At 70.9% G+C, this 19,775-nt stretch carries 16 protein-coding genes; 6 read left to right on the top strand and 10 right to left on the bottom strand.

Annotated elements, in window-relative coordinates:
• Positions 1 to 44: 44 nt before the first annotated feature.
• Genes NZH93_RS33325 through NZH93_RS33310 form a run of 4 tightly spaced genes read right to left on the bottom strand, consistent with a single transcriptional unit; the run spans position 45 to position 3,665 of the window.
• Positions 45 to 614: a hypothetical protein gene (locus tag NZH93_RS33325; RefSeq protein ID WP_259627253.1), complete on the bottom strand. Its 570-nt coding sequence runs from the start codon at positions 612 to 614 to the stop codon at positions 45 to 47.
• Positions 611 to 1,435 (bottom strand): carbohydrate ABC transporter permease, encoded by an 825-nt coding sequence (locus NZH93_RS33320; RefSeq protein WP_259627252.1) that lies wholly within the window; start codon positions 1,433 to 1,435, stop codon positions 611 to 613. Before NZH93_RS33320 ends, NZH93_RS33325 begins: the two co-directional genes overlap by 4 nt.
• On the bottom strand, positions 1,432 to 2,388 hold the full coding sequence (locus tag NZH93_RS33315) for a carbohydrate ABC transporter permease (RefSeq protein WP_259627251.1): 957 nt from the start codon (positions 2,386 to 2,388) through the stop codon (positions 1,432 to 1,434). Before NZH93_RS33315 ends, NZH93_RS33320 begins: the two co-directional genes overlap by 4 nt.
• Before the next feature lie 2 nt (positions 2,389 to 2,390).
• The gene (locus tag NZH93_RS33310; protein WP_259627250.1) at positions 2,391 to 3,665 is read right to left on the bottom strand and encodes an ABC transporter substrate-binding protein; all 1,275 of its coding nucleotides are present in this window, start codon (positions 3,663 to 3,665) and stop codon (positions 2,391 to 2,393) included.
• A 387-nt stretch (positions 3,666 to 4,052) separates the two neighbouring features.
• Between NZH93_RS33310 and NZH93_RS33305 the strand changes: the two genes are divergently transcribed.
• Complete coding sequence (locus tag NZH93_RS33305; protein ID WP_259627249.1) at positions 4,053 to 5,900, top strand: rhamnogalacturonan lyase; 1,848 nt, start codon at positions 4,053 to 4,055, stop codon at positions 5,898 to 5,900.
• Between the two features lie 51 nt (positions 5,901 to 5,951).
• Here NZH93_RS33305 and NZH93_RS33300 read toward each other — a convergent pair whose 3' ends face one another.
• Positions 5,952 to 6,962, bottom strand: a complete 1,011-nt coding sequence (locus tag NZH93_RS33300; RefSeq protein ID WP_259627248.1) for an SGNH/GDSL hydrolase family protein — start codon at positions 6,960 to 6,962, stop codon at positions 5,952 to 5,954.
• Positions 6,963 to 7,003: 41 nt separating this feature from the next.
• Entirely contained in the window at positions 7,004 to 9,253 is a 2,250-nt protein-coding gene (locus tag NZH93_RS33295; RefSeq protein ID WP_259627247.1) for a rhamnogalacturonan lyase, read from the bottom strand.
• A 165-nt stretch (positions 9,254 to 9,418) separates the two neighbouring features.
• Between NZH93_RS33295 and NZH93_RS33290 the strand changes: the two genes are divergently transcribed.
• Positions 9,419 to 11,302, top strand: coding sequence for a DUF6807 family protein (locus tag NZH93_RS33290; RefSeq protein ID WP_259627246.1), 1,884 nt, complete (start codon positions 9,419 to 9,421; stop codon positions 11,300 to 11,302).
• On the opposite strand, the gene NZH93_RS33285 is transcribed toward NZH93_RS33290, so the two are convergent.
• Positions 11,257 to 11,967, bottom strand: a complete 711-nt coding sequence (locus NZH93_RS33285; RefSeq protein WP_259627245.1) for a GntR family transcriptional regulator — start codon at positions 11,965 to 11,967, stop codon at positions 11,257 to 11,259. The two genes, NZH93_RS33290 and NZH93_RS33285, sit on opposite strands and share 46 nt — an antisense overlap.
• A 313-nt stretch (positions 11,968 to 12,280) precedes the next feature.
• Here NZH93_RS33285 and NZH93_RS50915 point away from each other — a divergent pair, with 313 nt between their 5' ends.
• The 3 genes from NZH93_RS50915 (at position 12,281) to NZH93_RS33270 (ending at position 15,836) form a co-directional block, all read left to right on the top strand.
• Positions 12,281 to 13,378 (top strand): carbohydrate-binding protein, encoded by a 1,098-nt coding sequence (locus NZH93_RS50915; RefSeq protein WP_308214264.1) that lies wholly within the window; start codon positions 12,281 to 12,283, stop codon positions 13,376 to 13,378.
• On the top strand, positions 13,378 to 14,550 hold the full coding sequence (locus NZH93_RS33275) for a hypothetical protein (protein ID WP_259627244.1): 1,173 nt from the start codon (positions 13,378 to 13,380) through the stop codon (positions 14,548 to 14,550). Before NZH93_RS50915 ends, NZH93_RS33275 begins: the two co-directional genes overlap by 1 nt.
• 125 nt (positions 14,551 to 14,675) lie before the next feature.
• Positions 14,676 to 15,836 carry a N(5)-(carboxyethyl)ornithine synthase gene (locus NZH93_RS33270; RefSeq protein WP_259627243.1) on the top strand — a complete coding sequence of 387 codons (1,161 nt, stop codon included), beginning with the start codon at positions 14,676 to 14,678 and terminating at the stop codon, positions 15,834 to 15,836.
• Between the two features lie 4 nt (positions 15,837 to 15,840).
• Here the strand turns inward: NZH93_RS33270 and NZH93_RS33265 are convergent, their stop codons facing one another.
• A complete protein-coding gene (locus NZH93_RS33265) occupies positions 15,841 to 16,872 on the bottom strand; it encodes a competence protein CoiA family protein (RefSeq protein WP_259627242.1) in 1,032 nt (343 codons plus the stop codon).
• Between the two features lie 116 nt (positions 16,873 to 16,988).
• Complete coding sequence (locus tag NZH93_RS33260; protein WP_259627241.1) at positions 16,989 to 17,852, bottom strand: spermidine synthase; 864 nt, start codon at positions 17,850 to 17,852, stop codon at positions 16,989 to 16,991.
• A gap of 163 nt (positions 17,853 to 18,015) precedes the next feature.
• Here NZH93_RS33260 and NZH93_RS33255 point away from each other — a divergent pair, with 163 nt between their 5' ends.
• Positions 18,016 to 18,378 carry a DUF1304 domain-containing protein gene (locus tag NZH93_RS33255; RefSeq protein ID WP_259627240.1) on the top strand — a complete coding sequence of 121 codons (363 nt, stop codon included), beginning with the start codon at positions 18,016 to 18,018 and terminating at the stop codon, positions 18,376 to 18,378.
• Here the strand turns inward: NZH93_RS33255 and NZH93_RS33250 are convergent.
• Positions 18,372 to 19,763 (bottom strand): YibE/F family protein, encoded by a 1,392-nt coding sequence (locus tag NZH93_RS33250; protein ID WP_372506952.1) that lies wholly within the window; start codon positions 19,761 to 19,763, stop codon positions 18,372 to 18,374. The genes NZH93_RS33255 and NZH93_RS33250 overlap by 7 nt on opposite strands.
• Between the last annotated feature and the right edge of the window lie 12 nt (positions 19,764 to 19,775).

The raw sequence follows: 19,775 nt of genomic DNA, 5'->3' as shown, positions 1-19,775 counted from the left end.
GTGCCTTCTTAGGTGCCCCGCACGGTGGCGCGCAAACCTCTGGATCAGAGGTGTTCGGCATCCCGAAGCCGGGAGCGGCGGCGTTCGACGGCGACCGCCGCCATCAGGACGCAGCCGAGCATGGGCACGACCAGCGGCGGAAGCTGCCAGGTGACCACGACGAGCACGCCGAGCGCCACGACGAGCAGCAGCGAGCCGCTCGGGTCCGCCGCGCTCCGGCGGGCGGCCGAGCGCAGCAGCGCCGTCCAGCGCTCGCCCGGCGACCAGTCCGCCGCCGCCCGCAGGACGACGACCGCGAGCCCGACGGCCGCCACCGCGCAGACCGCGCTCACCACGCCTCCACCGGGCAGCGGCACGCGCCGCAGCACGGCCACGTCAGCGGCGAGCGCGCCGAACCCCGCGACCACGCCGGTGGACGGGCCGAGGCCGCCGCGCGCCGCGTCGCGCACGCGGTCGAAGAAGGCGCGGAGTGCGGTGGTCTCGCCGTCGACGTGCGCCTTGACGTGCGCGCAGCCCGCGGCGAGCGCGGGCAGCAGCGTGACCAGCGGGAGCGCGGCGAGCACCACCAGGACACCGGCCGTCAGGCACTCGGCGAACAGCGGGAAGCGCCTCACCCCTTGATCCCGGAGGTCGACACGCCCTCGACGAGGAACCGCTGGAAGAACAGGAAGAACAGGACCACCGGGACGAGCGCGAGCAGCGACATCGCCATCAGCGCGCCGAAGTCGGAGCCGCTGGCCTCGTCGATGAAGAGCTGGAGCGCGAGCGGCAGCGGGTACTTGTCCGGCGTGCTGAGGTAGATCAGCGGGCCGAAGAAGTCGTTCCACGTCCAGATGAACGTGAAGATCGCCGTGGTGATCAGCGCGGGTCTCGCCAGCGGCAGCACGATGTTCCAGAAGATCCGCCACGGCCCGGCGCCGTCGATCTTCGCCGACTCGTCCAGTTCGAGCGGGATCGTCCTGATGAACTGGACGATGAGGAAGACGAAGAACGCCTCCGACGCCAGGAACTTGCCGATCAGCAGCGGCACGTAGGTGTCGACGAGGTCGAGGCGCTGGAACACGACGTACTGCGGGATGATCAGCACGTGGAACGGCAGCAGCAGCGTGGAGATCATGACGGCGAACATCGCCGAACGGCCCCGGAAGCGCAGCCTGGCGAACGCGAAGGCGGCCAGCGCCGATGACGCCACGGTGCCGACCACGGACAGCACGGCCAGCAGCCCGGAGTTGAGGAAGTACCGGCCGATCCCGACCCCGCCGACGCCCTCGACGGCCCGTTCGTAGTTCTCCACCGTGGGGTCGAGCGGCAGCAGCCGCAGACTGCCCACGATCTCGTCTGACGGCTTGAACGTGGCGGCCGCGACCCACACCAGCGGGTACAGCACGACGGCGAGCAGGAGCAGCACGCCCACGTGCCAGGCCACGCGCTTCACGCCTTCTCCCCGGAGTAGTGGACCCAGCCGCGCGCGGAGCGGAACAGGAACGCGGTGACCAGACCGACGCCCAGCAGCAGCATCCAGGCCATCGCGGACGCGTACCCCATGCGGTAGTCGCCGAAGCCCCGGTCGAACAGGTAGACGGTGTAGAACAGCGTCGTGCCCGCGGGCTGTCCGTTCGGTCCGCCGACGACGTAGGCGGACGTGAACACCTGGAACGAGTTGATGGTCTCCATCAGCAGGTTGAAGAACACCACCGGCGAGATCATCGGCAGCGTGATCGACGCGAACCGGCGCCACCGCCCGGCCCCGTCGACCTCGGCCGCCTCGTACAGCTCCCTCGGCACCTGCTTGAGCCCGGCCAGGAAGATCACCATCGGCGCCCCGAGCTGCCACGTGGCCAGCAGCACGAGCATCAGCAGGGAGAAGTCCGGGTTGCCCGACCAGCCGCCGGTGTGGACGCCGAACACCCGCAGGACCTGGTCCACGGCGGCGTCGTCGCTGAACATCGCCTTCCACACGATCGCGACGCTCACGCTCCCGCCGATCAGCGAAGGCCCGTAGAACGCCGCCCGGTACAGGCCCTGCCCCTTGCGCTCGCTGTTGAGCAGCAGCGCCACGGCGAGCGCGACGGCCAGCTTGACCGGCACCGCGAGCACCACGTACAGGGCGGTCACCTGGACCGACCTGAGCCAGCGCTGGTCCTGGAACATCCGCGCGTAGTTGTCCAGGCCGATCCACCGCGGGGTGTCGAACAGGTCGTAGTCGGTGAAGGAGAGGTACAGCGAGGTCGCCATCGGGCCGAGCGTCAGCAGCAGGATGCCGAGCATCCACGGCGACAGGAAGAAGTACCCGGTGATGCCGTCGCCGGAGCGCCGCCTCGCCCCGCGGGGGCCCGGCGCTCCGGGAGGTGTGGCGTCGACGGGGCGGACCGGGGTGACCGTCGCCATCGTCAGTTGCCGAGCGTTTCGTCGGCCTCGGTGAAGAACTGGTCGACCGCCTGGTCCACCGTGATCCGGCCGTACAGCAGTTCCTCGTTGATGCGGATGAACGCCTGCTCCAGCGAGCCCGCGCCCTTGGGCGGTGCGGGCGGGGTCTTGCCGAGCTTGTCCTTGATGCCGTCCTCGTAGGCGGCCACGGCGGCCAGCGGGCCGGTGAGCTGGGCCGCCGAGCGCTGGGCGTTGGTCGGCGGGAGGCCCCGGTTGGCGCCGAAGATCTTGCCGACCTCCGGGTCGTTGATCATGAACGACACCAGCTTCGCCGCCGCGGCGGGGTGTTCGGACTTCTGCGACACGCTCAGCAGCAGGGCCGGTTTGAGGTACTGCCCCAACACCTGCGGGTTGTCGCTCGGGGACGGGGCGATCTTCAGCTCCGCCTTGGTGGCCTTGGAGTAGCGGTCGAGGAAGTTGTCCCACGCGGGCGAGCCCGCCACGAGGTCCGACTCCAGCGCGTGCTTCGGCTTGATCTGCACGCCCTTCTCGACGGGCAGCGCGGCCTTGTCGTCGGCCATCTTTTTGCCCTCGGCCAGGAACGCGGCCAAGCGCGCGCGGTCGAAGCCGAGCCCGCCCTCCTCGGTGTAGAGCGAGCCGCCCTCCTGCCGCAGCCGCAGCTCCAGGTTGTAGTAGGTGTCGATGGGGTTGGAACTGCCGAACACGCCGGTCTTCTCGGTGATCTGCTTGGCGCCCGCGCGGTAGTCGTCCCAGGTCCAGCCGAGCTTCGGTTCCGGCACGCCCGCCTGGGCGTAGAGCGCGGGGTTGTAGACGAAGCCCCAGGTGTTGCCGCCCACGGGCACGCCGTAGAGGCCGCCCTTGATCTCGCCCACCCCCTTGAGCCCGTCGACGAGGTCGCCGAGGTCGAGGTTCTTGCCCTCCTGCTTCTTCAGGTCGTAGAGGACGCGGCGGTCGGCGTACTCCCTCAGGTAGGCGAAGTCCGTCTGGAGGACGTCCGGCGCGTTCCCGCCCGCGGTCTCGGTGGCGATCTTCTGCCAGTAGGCCTCGAACTCCTGGAAGCTCGGCGTGACGGTGATGGTGGGGTTCTTGCTGTGGAACAGGTCGAGTGCCTGCTGCATCAGGCCCGCGCGCTCCGCGTTGCCCCACCAGGAGAACCGCAGGGTGACCGGGCCCGTCTCCTCCTCGCCGCCTCCGCCCGAGGAGCCGCCGCAGGAGGTGACCGTGACGGCCAGCAGCAGCGCGGCCACCGAGGTGACGAGTGCCCTGAATCGTTTCAACTCGACCACGGTGACGCCTCCGGTCGCAATCGTCTTGGCAGGACACGGTTCGCAGCGGCAGTGCCGGGAAGGCTACGAGGGTGTTACGCCACCGTCAATGCCGCCTTTTCCTCTGTGGCAAGGAAAGAGCGGCGGCGGATCGTCGAATTCGTCGAACGGGGCGTCGAACGGCGTTCGAAGCGGGCCGGTCCTGTTGACGACCTCCGGCGTTACCCCTATGTTGACGATCTGGAAAGCGCTTTCCAGTGATCGTCCGCCCGGTTCTCCGGGTGACGGCGCGAACGAGCGCGACCGCTGCCGGGGTCATGCAAGGCGAGGTCTTTCGCCCTCGTCGGTTTCGCATTGTCGTGGAAATCGAAAGCCTGTGCGGAGAATCGGAGCGGCACGATGAGACTGTTCGGCACCAAGGCGGGTCCGGCCCGACGACACCTGCTCGCGCTCGCGCTGGTCGCGTCCTGCGCCTCGGCGGTGGGCGGCGTCGCGGCGCAGGCGCACGCGGAGCCCGCGCCCACCGGCACGACGGAACGCCTCGACAGGGGGCTGATCAGCCTCCGGTCCGCCACCGACGACGGCAACTTCGTGTCCTGGCGGCAACTCCGGACCGACTCGGCCGACTCGGCGTTCAACGTCTACCGCGACGGGACGCTGGTCACCACCACGCCGGTCACCACCGCGACGAGCTACCTGGACGTGGGAGCGCCGCCCGGCGCGAGGTACTCCGTGCGGTCGGTGGTCGACGGCGCGGAGCAGCCCTCCGCGAGCGCCGACGAGGTGACGGCGGCGGCGACCAGCCAGGACGTCCCGCTCCAGATCCCGCCGGGCGGCACCACGCCCAGCGGCGAGGCCTACACCTACACCGCGAACGACGCCTCCGTGGGAGACCTGGACGGCGACGGCTCGTACGAGATCGTCCTGAAGTGGGACCCCACCAACGCCAAGGACAACTCGCAGTCGGGTTACACGGGCAACGTCTACCTCGACGCGTACAAGCTCAACGGCACCAGGCTGTGGCGGATCGACCTCGGCCGCAACATCCGCGCGGGCGCCCACTACACCCAGTTCCAGGTGTTCGACTACGACGGCGACGGCAGGGCCGAGGTGGTCACGAAGACCGCCGACGGCACGCGGTCGGGCACCGGCCAGGTGATCGGCAGCTCGTCCGCCGACTACCGCAACTCCTCCGGCTACGTCCTGACCGGCCCGGAGTTCCTGTCCGTGTTCCGCGGTACCGACGGCGCCGTGCTGGACACCGAGAACTTCGTGGTCGCGCGCGGCACCGTCTCCGGGTGGGGCGACAGCTACGGCAACCGCGTCGACCGCTTCCTCGCCGGAACGGCCTATGTGGACGGTTCGTCGCCGAGCATCATCATGGCGCGCGGCTACTACACCCGCAGCACGGTGGTGGCGTGGGACTTCCGCGGCGGCGCGCTGACCCGGCGGTGGACGTTCGACTCCTCGTCGTCCACCAACGGGTCCCAGTGGACCGGCAAGGGCAACCACCAGCTCTCCGTCGCGGACGTGGACGGCGACGGCCGTGACGAGATCATGTACGGCTCGATGGCCGTCGACGACAACGGTTACGGGCTGTGGCAGAACAACACGCACCACGGCGACGCCCTGCACGTGGGCGACTTCATCCCGTCCAGGTCCGGCCTTGAGGTCTACAAGCCGTCGGAGTCGGGCAGCGACCCGGCCGACTGGATCGGTGACGCCCGGACCGGGCAGATCATCTGGAGCGCCGCGTCGTGCGGCTGCGACAACGGTCGGGGCGTGGCGGCGGACGTCTGGGCGGGCAACGCCGGTGCCGAGGTGTGGTCCTCCGCGGTCGGCGGGCTGCGCAGCGCCACCACCGGGGCGCAGGTCAACAGCCGCAAGCCCGGTTCGGCGAACTTCGTGATCTGGTGGGACGGCGACGCCCAGCGGGAGCTGCTGAACGGCACCACGATCGACAAGTACGGCACGTCCGGCGACACCCGCCTGCTCACGGGCTCCGGCGTCGCGTCGAACAACGGCACCAAGTCCACGCCCGCCCTGTCCGCCGACATCCTCGGCGACTGGCGCGAGGAGGTCGTCTGGCGCACGTCGGACAACAAGGCGCTGCGGATCTACTCCACCACCGACACGACGACCATCAAGCGCGCGTCGCTCATGCAGGACCGGCAGTACCGGCTCGCCATCGCCTGGCAGAACACCGCGTACAACCAGCCGCCGCACCCCAGCTTCGCCACTCCCTAGCGGCGGACCGGGCCGCCACCACGACGAGGTGGTGGCGGCCCCGTCGCGCCGTCAGCCGCCGAGCCGCGCGGAGACGATCGGCGCGAGCCGGTCGGCGATCTTGCGGTGCCCGGTGTCGTTCGGGTGCACGTTGTCGACGGTGTCGGTGGCCTCGACGACCCAGCCCGTCGTGTCGACGAACGAGACGTTCGCGTCGCCGCCGTCGGTGAGGGTCTTCACCGCGGCCTGCGTCTCGGCGAGGTAGCGCTTGCGGAAGGTCCCGAGTGCGAACAGGGCCGCGGTCGGGTACTTCTCCCTGGCCCGGCGCAGCAGGGTCACGTAGGCGCTCTGGAACTGCGGTCCCGTCACGCCGTGCCCGACGTCGTTGGTGCCCAGGTTCACGACCACCGCGTCCGCCCGGTAGCGGGAGAAGTCCCACGGCGGCGCGGACTCCGCCAGCCCCGTGCGCAGGAACCCGTCCCTCATGTTCAGGCACCCGTCCGTCGACGGGGACAGGCACGCGCCGCCCACCGCGATCTGCGTGTGCCGCGCGCCCAGCCGCTCGCCGACCAGCCAGCCGTACGCGGTGAGCGCCTGCCGGGACGAGAGTTGGCCGACGGTGATGGAGTCGCCGACGAACTCGACGGTCTTCGACGGCACGGCGGGGGCGAACGTCCGCGCGCCGGTGTCCAGGACGACCCCCTGGAACACCGCGTCGCCCTTGTAGGATCCGGCGATCGGGCGGTAGGAGACGCGCAGCGTGTGGTTGCCCGCGGCCAGCGGTGTCGGCGTGAGGTCGACCGTCCCGCTCCTGTTGGCGTACGCCGTGAAAGGCCCGCCGTCGATGGCGGCGAAGAGGTCGATCGCGTTGCGCTGCCTGAGCTTCACCGTGGTGCCGGTGAAGCCGACGGTGACGTACGCGCCTGCCCACTCGGAGACGTAGGCGCTGGGAGCACTGGTGTTCCACCGTCCGGCGTACCTGATGTTGGGATCGGTGGGCGACACCGTGGTCGCGGCCGCGGCATCGGGCGCGGTGACGAGGCTCGCGGCGAGCGCCACGAGCAGTGCGAGCTTGGTCCTCAAGCGGTTCCTCCTCCGGTGGGGGCGGCGGAAGGACTCGGGGGTCAGCGCCTCGGGACCTCGGCCCAGTCGGTGTCGGAGGCCAGGTAGAAGCCGGGGTACGAGGGCTGGTTGTAGGTGGTCTGCTGCCGGGCGACCTCGACGCGGTACTGCCGGTCCTGCGTGAGCGCGTACATCTTGTGGTTGGTGGGTTCCGTGCTCGTGTAGAACCGCAGCGCCGAGCTGTCCACCGTGCGCACCAGCAGTTCCTCCCGCCAGTCGCCGAAGACGTCGGCGACCAGCGACGGCGTTCCCTTGGTGCCGTTGTTGGTCCGCGTCCCGTCCGCCGTGAGCAGCGTGCCGCGCCGCCAGTCCTCGATCGTCGGGGTCGCGTCGAGCGCCCCGCCGACGATCTGCGTGGTGAGGTCCCCGGCCCAGCGGATGCTCATGTTCGTTCCGGGGGAGCGGTTCTCCAGCAGCCTGCCGTCGGCGCTCCACACCCCGACCGCGCCGGACCCGCCCGGCAGCGACGCCCACGTCTCCAGGCCCGGCACGTCCGGCCGGACGTCGCCGACCATGCCCCGCCCGGTGTCCACGCCCGAGTAGCCGCCGTAGAGCACCTCACCCGTCGCCGCGTCGCGCAGGCCGTAGCCGTACGGCGCGACCGGGCCGCCCTCGTGGACCATGTAGATCTCCAGGCCGGGCCGGTTCGGGTCGATGTCGGTCACGTGCAGGGCGTCGCCGTGACCGAGTCGCTTGCGCGCGCCGGGGTCGGCGCTGCCGGGCGGCAGGATCCCGGTGGAGCTGTACCGGAGGCTGCCGTCGTCGTCGAGGGTCGCCGCGCCGTAGACGACCTCCTGCCTGCCGTCGCCGTCCACGTCGGCCACGCCGAGCGAGTGCGCGCCCTGGGTGGTCAGGGTGGCCCAGCGCGGATCGGTGCCGTCCCGGCCGTGCGGGGAGTCGTTGAAGGGGTTGGACATCGGCACCCAGCCGCTGTCGGCGTACCACCGCTGCTCCAGCCGCCTGCCGTCCCAGTCGTAGGCGATCACGGTGGACCGGGTGTAGTAGCCGCGGGCGAAGATCGCCGACGGGTGCTTCCCGTCGAGGTGGGCGACGCCGGAGAGGAACCTGTCGACGCGGTTGCCGGGCTCGATCCGGTTCATCGCGTAGTCGCCCCAGAGGAGGCCGTCGTCCGTCCGGCCCGGCTTGTACCGGACGGTCTGGAGCTCCCGGCCAGTGGCGCCGTCGAAGACGGTCAGGTACTCGGGTCCGCTCAGGATGAACCCGGCGAAGTTCCGCAGCCTGTTGTTGGCGCTGCGGCCGGGCGCGTAGACGTCGACGAAGTGGTCCACCAGCGCGGCGGCGTCCGCCTCCGACAGCGGGTAGGCGTACCGGGGCGCGAGGCCCAGCGCCTGCTCCAGCGTCGCGGGCCAGTGCCCGGCCACGACCTCGGGGTGCCGGTCCCAGCCCCGGAACACCTCGACCAGGTGCCTGCGGTAGCCCTCGGCGTCGACGCGGTAGTCGTCCTGGTGGGTGTGGCCCGCGAGCACGTCCTCGCGCGGCATGGTGATGTGCCGCTCCCGGCCGTCGCGGCCGACGACCTTCGTCCCCGGCGCCGTCTTGACCATCATCTCGGCCCGGCCGTCGCCGTCGAAGTCGTGCACGAGGAACTGGGTGTAGTGCGCGCCCGCCCGGATGTTCACCCCGAGGTCGACCCGGTGCAGTAGCGTGCCGTCGAGCCGGTAGGTGTCGAGGTAGACCGGCCCGGTGTAGCCGACCTGGGAGACGTCCTTGCTGTTGGACGGGTCCCACTTGACCACGTACTCGTACCGCCCGTCGCCGTCCACGTCGCCGACGCTGACGTCGTTGGCGGAGTAGGTGTAGCTCTCGCCCGCCGGGGTCACGCCGTCCGCCGGCCTGCGCAGCGGCAGGTCGAGGTGGGACGTGGCCCACGGCGTGACCGGGTCGCTCCGCCGGGCCTCCCGGCCGCGCACCACGGCGGCGACCTGGTAGCGCTCGCCGGGTGACGCGTCGAGGTAGGCGGTGCTGTCGGTGACGGTGGCGATCCGCCGCCCGTCCCGGTACACCGCGAAGTCGGGGCCCGCCAGGCCGGTCGCGGTCCAGCCCGTGGTCTCCTCGCGGAGCAGCCGCCAGCTCAGGTGCACGCCCTGGGCCGTTCGGGCGGCGACCAGACCGCGGTCGAGCCTCTCCCAACCGCCGTGGTGGCGCCCGGTGGACGCGGTGATCGGCGGGGCGGTGAGCACGAGAACTGCGGCCAGCGCCGCGGCGTACCTGCTCCTGCGGTGGGGACCCACGGTTCCTCCCGGTGTCGGCCGCGGTAACGATGGACCTCGGAAGGCCTTGATCGCAAGGGTGGATACTGTTGCGCCACAAGCTGGTAAGCGGTTTCCATCTGGTCTCTTGACTGCTGGTCGGATCGGCGCTTAGCTTGGCGGAACCGGTTGAGCGAGGTGGGCGGGATGGGACGGCTCGACGGGCCACCGGCCGTCGTCCTCGTCGGCGCGTCCGGGTACGGGCGGAGCTACCTGCGGGAGATCGTCGAGCTGGAGGCCGCGGGGGAGGTCCGGTTCGCCGGGGTCTGCGAGGTCGCCCCGCTGGACGCCGAGGGCCTGCGGCTGGTCGGCCGCCGCCCGGTGAGCCCCGACCTGCCGCGACTGCTGGCCGAGACCCGGCCGGACATCGGTGTCGTGTCCACGCCGATGCACACGCACCTGCCGCTCGCCCGGCACGTCCTGGCTTCCGGCGCGCACCTCCTGCTGGAGAAGCCGCCGACGCCGACGCTGCGGCAGTGGCGGGAACTCGTCGACCTGACGTCGGGCGTCGCCTGCCAGGTCGGATTCCAGAGCCTCGGGTCCGGCGCGGTGCGGCGGCTCGCCGACCTGGTGCGGACCGGCGAACTCGGTGAGGTGGCGGGCATCGGCGTGCGTGGCGCCTGGTCGCGCGATGACGCCTACTACACCCGCGCGCCGTGGGCCGGGCGGCGCACGCTCGACGGCGAACCCGTGGTGGACGGGGCGCTCACGAACCCGTACGCGCACGCCATCGCGACCGCGCTGGCCGTCGACGGCAGCGACGACGTCTCGTCGATCGAGCTGGAACTGCTGCGCGCGCACGACATCGAGGCCGACGACACCTCCTGCCTGCGGCTGCGGACCGGCAACGGCACCACCGTGGTCGTCGCCGTGACGCTGTGCGCGGACGTCGAGCAGGAGCCCGTGCTCGTCGTCCACGGCAGCCTCAAGCGCGCGGAACTGCACTACACGCGCGACCGGCTGGTGCTCGACGGCGTCGACGAGTTGTTCGACCACGTCTCCCCGTTGCGGAACCTGGTGGCGCACCTCGGGGACCCCTCGGTGCCGCTCCAGTCGCCGCTGGCGGCGTGCGGCGGGTTCATGCGCGTGCTGGAAGCCGTGCGCACGGCGGCGGAACCGGTGCAGATCGCGCGGAAGTGGTTGCGGCGGAAGGGGAGTCGGATGGTGGTGCACGGGATCGACGACACGGTGGTCCGGGCGGCCGACCAGCTCCGGACCTTCGCCGAACTGGGGGCGCCGTGGTCGGTGCTCGGCCGCGCGGCGGAGTACGGCCGGGAAGCCGTCGTGCCGCCCGCCGTCGTGTCCAGGCCCGCGCTGCACCCGGTCCGGACGCTCGGCGGCACGGTCGTCACCGGCGAGCACCCGGCCGACCACCCGTGGCACCGGGGCATCGGGCTGGCGCTGCCCGACGTCGACGGCGTGAACCTGTGGGGCGGTCGGAGCTACCGGCGCGGCCGGGGTTACGTCGAGGGCGAGCTGGGGCAGGTGCGCCAGGCCGAGGACGGGACCGTCGAGTGGTGCGACTCGTTCGGCGTGGTGCTGCTGCGCGAACGCCGTGAGATCCGCAGGCGGGTCGTGTCGGGTGGCTGGGAGCTGTCGTGGACCAGCGTGCTGTCCGCGGACTCCGAGGTGGTGCTGAACAGCCCCGGCAGCCTCGGACGGCCGGGCGCGGGCTACGGCGGGTGGTTCTGGCGGCTGCCGGACGTCGACCCGACGCTCGTGCGGGTGATCACCCCGGACGGCCGCGGCGCGGACGACCTGAACGGCGTCGTCGCGGACTGGCTGGCCGTCGTGGTCGCCGACCCCGTCGCCCCGTGGACGGCGGTGCTGTCCGGCCCGAGCGACCCGTGGTTCGTGCGCGTCTCCCAGTACCGCGGCATCGGCTCGGCGCTGTGCTGGGACAAGCCGAAGCTCATGCGCCCCGGCTGGGACGTGACCGTCTCGGTGGTGCTGCGGCTCTACGACGGCGTGGTCACGCCCGCCGGTCAGCCCGACGTGCGGTCGAAGCGCAAGTGGGACGTGATGCGGTAGCGGTCGCCGCGGTAGATGGACCTGGTGTACTCGAAGACGCGCTCGGTGGCGTCCCTGGTCGTGCGTTCGAACAGCAGCGCTGGCGCGTACTGGGGGACGCCGAGGAGTGCCGCCTCCTCCGGGTCGGTGACCGTGGGCTCGGTGATCTGCACCGCGGTCGTGGCGACGATCTCGTACCGCATCCTGAGCAGCTCGTAGAGGGAGCCGGACTCGAAGTCCTCCGGGTTGATGCCGGGGACCAGGTCGTGCGGGAGGAGGATGCGCTCGATCGCCATCGGGGCGTTCTCCACGATCCTCACCCTGGTGACGGCGAGGAGTTCGTGGCTCGGCGAGACCTCCAGGCGCCTGCCGAGCCGCGCGCCCGCCGGTTCGACCCGGAACTCGACGACCTTGCTGAACCAGGTGCCCTCCGCCGGGGGGACGGCGAGTTCGCCGGGGGTGGTGGGCGTGAGCTCCTGGCTGATCTTCCTGGTGCCGGTGAAGGTGCCCCGGCCGTGTTCGCGGACCAGCAGGCCATCCCTGGCGAGGTCGTCCATGGCCGCGCGCAGCGTGGGGCGGGAGACGCCGAACTCCTCGCTCAGCGCGCGTTCGGACGGCATGACCTCGCCCGGCCGCCGCTGTTGGATGAGCTCGCGCAGACGCTCCCGCACCTCTGTTCGCCGCACCGCTGGCTCCCTCCCGTTGCGCCCTCTGCATCGTAGCAACTGGTGACCCTGTTCAGCCGGTCGGAAAGTGACCAGTGGTATTACCTCTCGGGTGTTGATCGAACCCTCAGAACCGCTGGCAGATAATCGGTCTAGACCTCTTGACTTTACCTGTGAGGTAGACCACTTTGCTGATGGGGGATCTGTTGCTGGACCACTGGTAAAACTGCAACAGGTCACCGGTCGCCGCGGTTCTCCCCATCCCCACCCGAGAGAGCGGACGCTCATGTCGCGATCCAGCAGAACTCGTTTCACCACGGCCGCAGCAGCGGCCGTGTCAGCACTGTCGATGGTCGCGGTGGGCGTCTCCACCGCGTCCGGCGCCCCCGTGGAGGCCAGTGACGTCACCGCCGCCGCGTGCGGCGCGCTGTTCGACGACTTCAACTACGCGTCGCACACCGATGGCGCCCTCGGCTCGCACGGCTGGCAGGTCCGGGCGAACGCCGGTGGTCCAGGCGTGCCCGGAGCCAGGTGGGCGCCGGAGGGCATCTCGTTCCCGACGTCCGACGGCGACAAGGTGCTCCAGCTCGCGTCGTCCACCAACGGGACCGGCGCGGGCACGACGCAGACCGAGATCTACCAGGGCGCCAGGCGGTTCCTCGAAGGCACCTACGCCAGCCGGATCCGGTTCTCCGACGCCCCGTCCAGCGGGCCTGACGGCGACCACGTGAACCAGACCTTCTTCACGATCAGCCCGCTGCGCTACAACAACGACCCGATCTACAGCGAGCTGGACTTCTCCGAGTACCTGCCGAACGGCGGGTGGGGTGAGACCGGCCCGGTCAACTTCCAGACGAGCTGGCACACCTACACGCCGGAACCCTGGTACGCGGAGAACAAGAGCGCCAGCCAGCGGCGCAGCATCAACGGCTGGCACACGGTCGTGTCCACGGTCTCGGCCGGGCACGTGAAGTACTACATCGACGGCGCGCTGGTGGCGGACCACGACCGCAGCGGTCCGTTCGACGTGTACCCGCGCCAGGCGATGTCGCTGAACTTCAACCAGTGGTTCATCGACACGGCGGGCCACAGCGGCGGCACGGCGACGTACCTCCAGCAGGTCGACTGGGTCTACTACGCCAAGGACCAGGTGCTGTCGCCGTCGACGGCCGTCGCGAACGCGGCGTCGTTCCGGTCGAGCGGCGTGCGGTTCAAGGACGACCTCGGGTCGGGTAGCTGCACGACCAGCCCACCGCCGCCGACGACGACCACGCAGCAGCCGCCCGCGAGCGGCACGTGGGCGCCGAACACCTTCTACCCGGTCGGTGCCCAGGTCACCTACGACGGCGCGACCTACCGCTGCCTCCAGCAGCACACGTCCATCGTCTCGTGGGAGCCCTCGGCCACCCCCGCCCTCTGGCAGCGTGCCTGATGGGGCGCGCGACGAAGGTCCGGGTCGCGGGAGCGGCACTGGCGGCGGCCGTGGTGGTCGGTTCCCTGATCACCGCCGGGGGCGCGAGCGGCGCGGCGGCTCCGGCCGCGGCGGCGGGGTGCGGCGTCCTGTTCGACGACTTCAACTACTCCTCGCACACCGACGGGACGCTGGGCCAGCACGGCTGGCAGGTCCGGTCGAACGCGGGCGGCCCCGGCGTGCCGGGCGCGACGTGGGCGCCGGAGAACGTCACGTTCCCCACGGTGAACGGTGACAAGGTGCTCCAGTTGGCGTCGTCGACCGACGGCACCGCGGCGGGCACCAAGCACACCGAGGTCCTGCAAGGGGAACGCCGGTTCCTCGAAGGCACGTACGCCAGCCGCATCCGGTTCTCCGACGCGCCGGTGAGCGGGCCGGACGGCGACCACGTGAACCAGACGTTCTTCACGATCAGCCCGCTGCGCTACGACAACGACCCGCTGTACAGCGAGCTGGACTTCTCCGAGTACCTGCCCAACGGCGGATGGGGTGAGGCCGGGCCGATCAACTACCAGACGAGCTGGCACACCTACCAGCTCGAACCGTGGGTGTCGAAGAACAAGAGCAACAGCCAGCGGTCCAGTGTGGACGGCTGGCACAACGTGGTCGCGACGGTCGCCGACGGCCACGTGAAGTACTACATCGACGGCACGCTGGTGGCGGACCACGACCGCAGCGGTCCGTTCGACGTGTACCCGCGCCAGGCGATGTCGCTGAACTTCAACCACTGGTTCATCGACCTCGCGACCCACAACGGCGGTCTGGCCACGTACCTGGAGCAGGCCGACTGGGTCTACTACGCGAAGAACCAGGTGCTCTCGCCCGCCGTGGCCGTCGCGAACGCGGCGAACTACCGGTCGACCGGTGTGCGGTTCGTCGACGACCTCGTGGGTGAGTGCGGTGGCACGCCGCCCACGACGACGACGACGACCACCACGACCACGACCACGACGACGACCACCACGCCCGGTACGCCGGTCGGCTGCGCGGGCGTGTCCGCGTGGAAGTGGGAGAGCGTCTACCTGGAGAACGCGCGCGCCACGCACAACCAGCGGCTGTGGCGCGCCCGCTGGTGGACCCAGGGGTCCGAGCCGGGCCTGACCGCCCAGTGGGAGGACCTCGGCCGCTGCTAGTCCGGATGGCCCGGCGGACGCCTTCCGCGTCCGCCGGGCCATCTCGCCGACCGGTGTGCCGCCCGCACACGGGGTACGGTCGGGAGCGCCGGTCACTAGCTGGTCAACAGCCATGCGGTGACGGCGTGAAAGCACGTGGAATGGGGCTTCAGGTGGACCTGCTCACCGTCGGGGTGGTTGCTCGTTCGAGCAAGGAGCACGAGCGGAGACTGCCGATCCACCCGCTGCACCTCGACCGGATCGACGCCGACCTGCTGGCTCGGATCTACCTGGAGCACGGCTACGGCGAGCGCTTCGGCGTGTCGGACGAGCGGCTGGCGGCGCAGGTCGCGGGCCTGCGCACCCGCGCGGAGCTGGTCGCCGAGTGCGACGTCGTGCTGCTGGCGAAGCCGCTGCCGCAGGACGTGGCCGGATTGCGCACCGGGCAGGTGTTGTGGGGCTGGCCGCACTGCGTGCAGGACGAGAAGCTGACCCAGGCGGCCATCGACCGGCGGCTGACGCTGATCGCGTTCGAGGCGATGAACCACTGGACGAGCGAAGGCGCGTTCAGCCTGCACGTGTTCCACAAGAACAACGAACTGGCGGGCTACTCCTCGGTCCTGCACGCGCTGGAGCAGGTCGGCTCGACCGGCGACTACGGCAGGCGGCTGCGCGCGGTCGTCATCGGCTTCGGCGCCACCGCCCGCGGCGCGGTCACGGCGTTGAACGCGCTCGGCGTGCACGACGTGCACGTCCTCACCAACCGCGACGTCGCCGCCGTCGGCTCACCGATCCACTCGGCGGTCATGGTGCAGTTCGACCACGACGACGAGGACCCCCGCCGCAGCAACGCGGACACCCGCGACGGCCGCGTGCCGCTCGCCGAGTTCCTCGCCGGGCACGACATCATCGTGAACTGCGTCCTCCAGGACACCGCCGCGCCGCTCACGTTCCTGATCGAGGACGACCTCCCCACCCTCGCGCCGGGCACGTTGATCGTCGACGTCTCGTGCGACGAGGGCATGGGTTTCAGCTGGGCCAGGCCGACGACGTTCGCCGCGCCGACGTTCGTGGTGGGCGACCAGGTCACCTACTACGCCGTCGACCACAGCCCGTCGCACCTGTGGAACTCGGCGAGCTGGGAGATCAGCGAGGCCCTGCTGCCGCACCTGCGCACGGTGCTCGAGGGGCCCGCGTCGTGGGACGCCGACGAGACCGTCCGGCGAGCGATCGAGATCCGCGACGGCGTCATCCTCAACCCGGCGATCCTGGCCTTCCAGAACCGGCCTGCGGAGTACCCGCATTAGGCCGTTACGGGACGTCGTAGTACGAGCTCATGGGCCGGGTCCGCAGCCGGTGCAGGCAGGCGGGGCACAGCACGCGGCCGGGCCCCGCCCGTGCACGGCCGCACTTCGAACAACCCGGCCCCGGTGGCGGATCGTCGTGGGCGGGGTTTGCGCAGGGCGTGCTGCTGGTGGCGGCACCGGCTCGCGTCGACGCGCTGCCTGGCCGGTACTCACCGCTGCGTCCGGTGAGTTCCTCGAACAGCGCCAGGTTCGCGGGTGAGACGAGGTGGACGTGGTCCCGCAGATCGCGCATGGGAACGATCTCCCTGGCGGGGATCATCTCGGCGATGTCGTCCACGGTGAGCCCGCGCCAGGGCTCACGTCGCGGGTGGTGCTTCCCGCACGGGGATCTCCCGCTGGCCGGGCAGGTGCCGAAGTTCGCGACCGTGCACGCCAGGGCGGCGAACCTGCTCGGACCGAAAGCGGTGGCCGAGCCTCGCACGGGCAGCGAACTCCACCGCAACGTGTTGCACCCGAGCGCGGGCACCTGGTGGAACCACGGCGGGGTGTTGTCGGAGTCGAGGAACCAGACGGGGAGCCAGCCGACGTTGAACGACTTCGTGGTGCGTGACTTGACCTGGAAGGTTCCCAGCGTCGAGTGCTGGACCTCGACGCCTGTTCGGCAGGGGCCGTCGATGGCCACGTCGAGGATCGTGTTCGCGTCGGTCCGGTGCTCCTGCCACGCCCGGTAGCCCGCGTGCTCGGCGGCGCGCTGCCAGTAGTCCTTCTGGCGCCGGTGCTCGTCGGACTCCCGCGAGATCTCGTGCCGATCCAGGCCGCAGTCGCCTCCGGGGAAGTGCACCGCCCAGTAGCGGCCGTCGCGGACCCGGACGTGCATCTCGGCCCCGTCCCCGGTCGAGGCGCGCAAGCAGAGCAGGGTCCTGTCCCCGCGACGGATCTGGCGGTGCAGCGACCGGACGAGGGCGAAGTCCTGCCCGTCGAGCCGGGACAGGTCGAGCCTGCGGTTCTGCGGGGTGTACAGGACCAGGGTCGACATCCACGCGCCTCCCTCCCAGTACTTCGAGGGTAGGTGCGGACTGCGCGGTCGACCATCCTGATCACTGCTTTCACCCGCCGCCGATCGGGTGGGGTTCCGCGGCGCCGGGCAGGTGATCACTCCGGGGGCAGGCCCCACGTGCCGGGCGGCGGGCTGGGTGACTGGGTGGCGGTCGCGTCCGTCGTCGGCTTCGCGCCGCCGATGAACTTCTCCACCTGCCGCCCGTGCTCGACGCGGCCGGGGAACGGGTCGCCCGCGGTGCGCCGGACGAGCTGCTCGACGGGCAGTTCGACGTGCGAGCCGAGGATGATCAGGTTGCCGAACCGGCGACCTCGGAGGATGCCCGGCTCGGCGATCACGGCGACGTGCTCGAACACCGCGCGCACGGTCGACGCCTGGGCGCGGGCGTACACCAGCGCGTTGCCGTCGCCGATGTTCGACGCGTAGATCCCGTCCGCGACCATCGTGCGCTCGGCCTCCTGGACGTACTCGAGCGACGTCAGGTGCGCGGGTGTGCGGGCGCCGGAGAACACGTCGCTCACGACGAGGTCGAACGAGTCGCCCGGCGCGCGGGACATGACCTCGCGGGCGTCGCCGTTGCGGATGCGGATGCGGGCGTTCTTGTCCGGCGGCAGCACGCGCCGCAGCAGTTCGATCAGCGCCGCGTCGATCTCCACGACCTGCTGGGTCGACCGGGGCCTGGTCGCGGAGATGTACCGCGGCAGCGTGAACCCGCCGCCGCCCAGGTGGAGGGCCCGCACGGGCTTGCCGGTCGGCGCCATGAGGTCCACGACGTGGGCCAGGCGCTGGACGTACTCGAACTCGATGTTCGTCGGGTCGTCGAGGTCCACGTGGGACTGCGCGGTGCCGTTGAGCCGCAGCAGCCAGGCGTTCGGCCGGTCGGGGTCCGGCGACAGCTCGGCCGTTCCGGAGTCGACCTGCTCGCTGAGCGTCTGCGGGGTGTTCCTGCCACGTGCCACGACACCAGTATCCGCCATGGACCGAGCGGTCCTCACCGCGTGGGCTGCACGAACACCCCTGAATCCGCTGCCCGAAACCCCTAACCGGGCACCGGGGCGAGCCGGAACGCCCGCCCGCTGTCACGATACTGACCGGTAAACGCGCTCAACCCTGGAGGACCCCGTGCAGATCGCGGCGAACATCCTGGTCGGCCTCGTGGCGATCATCCACTTCTACATCCTGGTGCTGGAGATGTTCCTCTGGGACAAGCCGCGCGGGTACAAGGCGTTCGGCCTGACGCCGGAGTTCGCGAAGGAGACCAAGACGCTCGGCGCCAACCAGGGCCTCTACAACGGCTTCCTCGGCGCGGGCCTGCTCTACTCGCTGGTCGTCGACGGCGACCCCTCGTTCCAGTTCGCCGTGTTCTTCCTGGTGTGCGTCATGGTGGCCGGCGTCTACGGCGCGCTGACGGCCAGCAAGAAGATCATCTTCGTCCAGACGGTGCCCGCGACCATCGCGCTCGTCGCGGTGCTGATCGCTCACTGAGGGCGGGTCCACGGACCCTTGTCCCGGTGGTAGCCGGTGTAGATGTCACCGGACAGCCTGGCGGCCGGTCGCCTCCTCCCGAGCGGGGCGACCGGCTCGGGCTCGGGTTCGGGCTCCGGTTCGACGGCGGGCGGTTCCTCCACTGTGGATTCCGCCACCGGCTCCCGCGTCGCCACCAGAACGGCCAGCGCGGTCGTGACCGGCACCGCGGCGACCAGGCCGATGCTGCCCACCAGCGTCCGGACGATCTCCTGGGCGACCTGCTGCGCGGTGAAGATCTCGAACAGCCCGCGCCCGGACAGCGAGAACGCCAGCAGCAGCGGCAACGCCGCGCCCGCATAGGCCATGACCAGCGTGTTGACCACCGACGACATGTGGTCGCGGCCGATCCGCAGGCCCGCCGAGTACAGCTCGCGGCGGCTCAGCGACGGGTTCGCCCTGCGCAGCTCCCACACGGAGCTGGTCTGCGTCACGGTCACGTCGTCCAGCACGCCGAGCGCGCCGATCAGGGCGCCCGCCAGCAGCAGCCCCCGCGTGTCGATGCCGCGGCCCAGCAGCGCGACCAGGTTCGCCGTGTCCTCGTCCAGCCCGGTGAGCTTGCCGAACGCCGAGAACGCCGAGCCGAGCGCGCCGATGATCGCCAGGCTGACCAGTGTGCCGAGCACCGCCGTCGACGTGCGCGCCGTCAGCCCGTGCGTGAGGTACAGCACGACGAACATGATCAGCCCGGCGCCGACCACCGCCACCAGCAGCGGGTCCTCGCCCGCCAGGATCGCGGGCAGCACGAACAGGATCAGCACCACGAAGCTGAGCACCAGCGCGCCGAGCGCCTTCAACCCCTGCCACCGGCCGAGCAGCAGCACGGCTATCGCGAACAGGGCCGCGAGCACGGACAGCGGCAGCCCGCGCTGGAAGTCGACCAGTTGGTAGGACTGGGGGTCCGTCGGGTTCGCGCCCGCGTAGGCCAGCACGACGGCGTCGTCCACGGCGAACTTCGGCGTCGCGGGCTCGTTCGGCACCGGGACGGTGATCGACCGCCCGGACGCCTCGCCCTCGGTCATCCTCACCGTGACCAGCAGGCACTCCCCGGTACCCGCCTGGCCGCCGCACGACCCGGCGACCACGGCCGTGACGTCGGCCTTCACCGGGCTCTGCCGCAGGCCGATCTCCGCGCCGGTCTTCTGGTCGTGGCCGAACGGGTAGAGCAGCAGCGCGCCGACGACGGTCGCCAGCACCAGCGGCACGAGCAGGACCAGCAGCAGCGTGCGGACCTGTCTCGACGCGGGCTCCGCCGGGCCGTGACCGTGACCATGGCCGTGGCCCGTCGTCGGTCGAGCTCGGCGTCGGCGTCGCCCCGTCGGCAGCTTGTCCGTCACGGCGCACATCATTCACGACGA

The sequence above is a fragment of the Umezawaea endophytica genome, assembly GCF_025061645.1.
Classification (GTDB): Bacteria; Actinomycetota; Actinomycetes; order Mycobacteriales; family Pseudonocardiaceae; genus Umezawaea; species Umezawaea endophytica.
Note: the sequence above shows the minus strand (reverse complement) of the source record. Positions and strands in the feature narration are given on the sequence as shown.

Excerpts from the sequence above, each read along its gene's own strand:
- NZH93_RS33290 (WP_259627246.1), top strand. The coding sequence starts at position 9,419 with ATGGGACGGCTCGACGGGCCACCGGCCGTCGTCCTCGTCGGCGCGTCC.
- NZH93_RS33275 (WP_259627244.1), top strand. The coding sequence starts at position 13,378 with ATGGGGCGCGCGACGAAGGTCCGGGTCGCGGGAGCGGCACTGGCGGCG.
- NZH93_RS33265 (WP_259627242.1), bottom strand. The coding sequence starts at position 16,872 with ATGTCGACCCTGGTCCTGTACACCCCGCAGAACCGCAGGCTCGACCTG.
- NZH93_RS33315 (WP_259627251.1), bottom strand. The coding sequence starts at position 2,388 with ATGGCGACGGTCACCCCGGTCCGCCCCGTCGACGCCACACCTCCCGGA.
- NZH93_RS33305 (WP_259627249.1), top strand. The coding sequence starts at position 4,053 with ATGAGACTGTTCGGCACCAAGGCGGGTCCGGCCCGACGACACCTGCTC.
- NZH93_RS33250 (WP_372506952.1), bottom strand. The coding sequence starts at position 19,763 with ATGTGCGCCGTGACGGACAAGCTGCCGACGGGGCGACGCCGACGCCGA.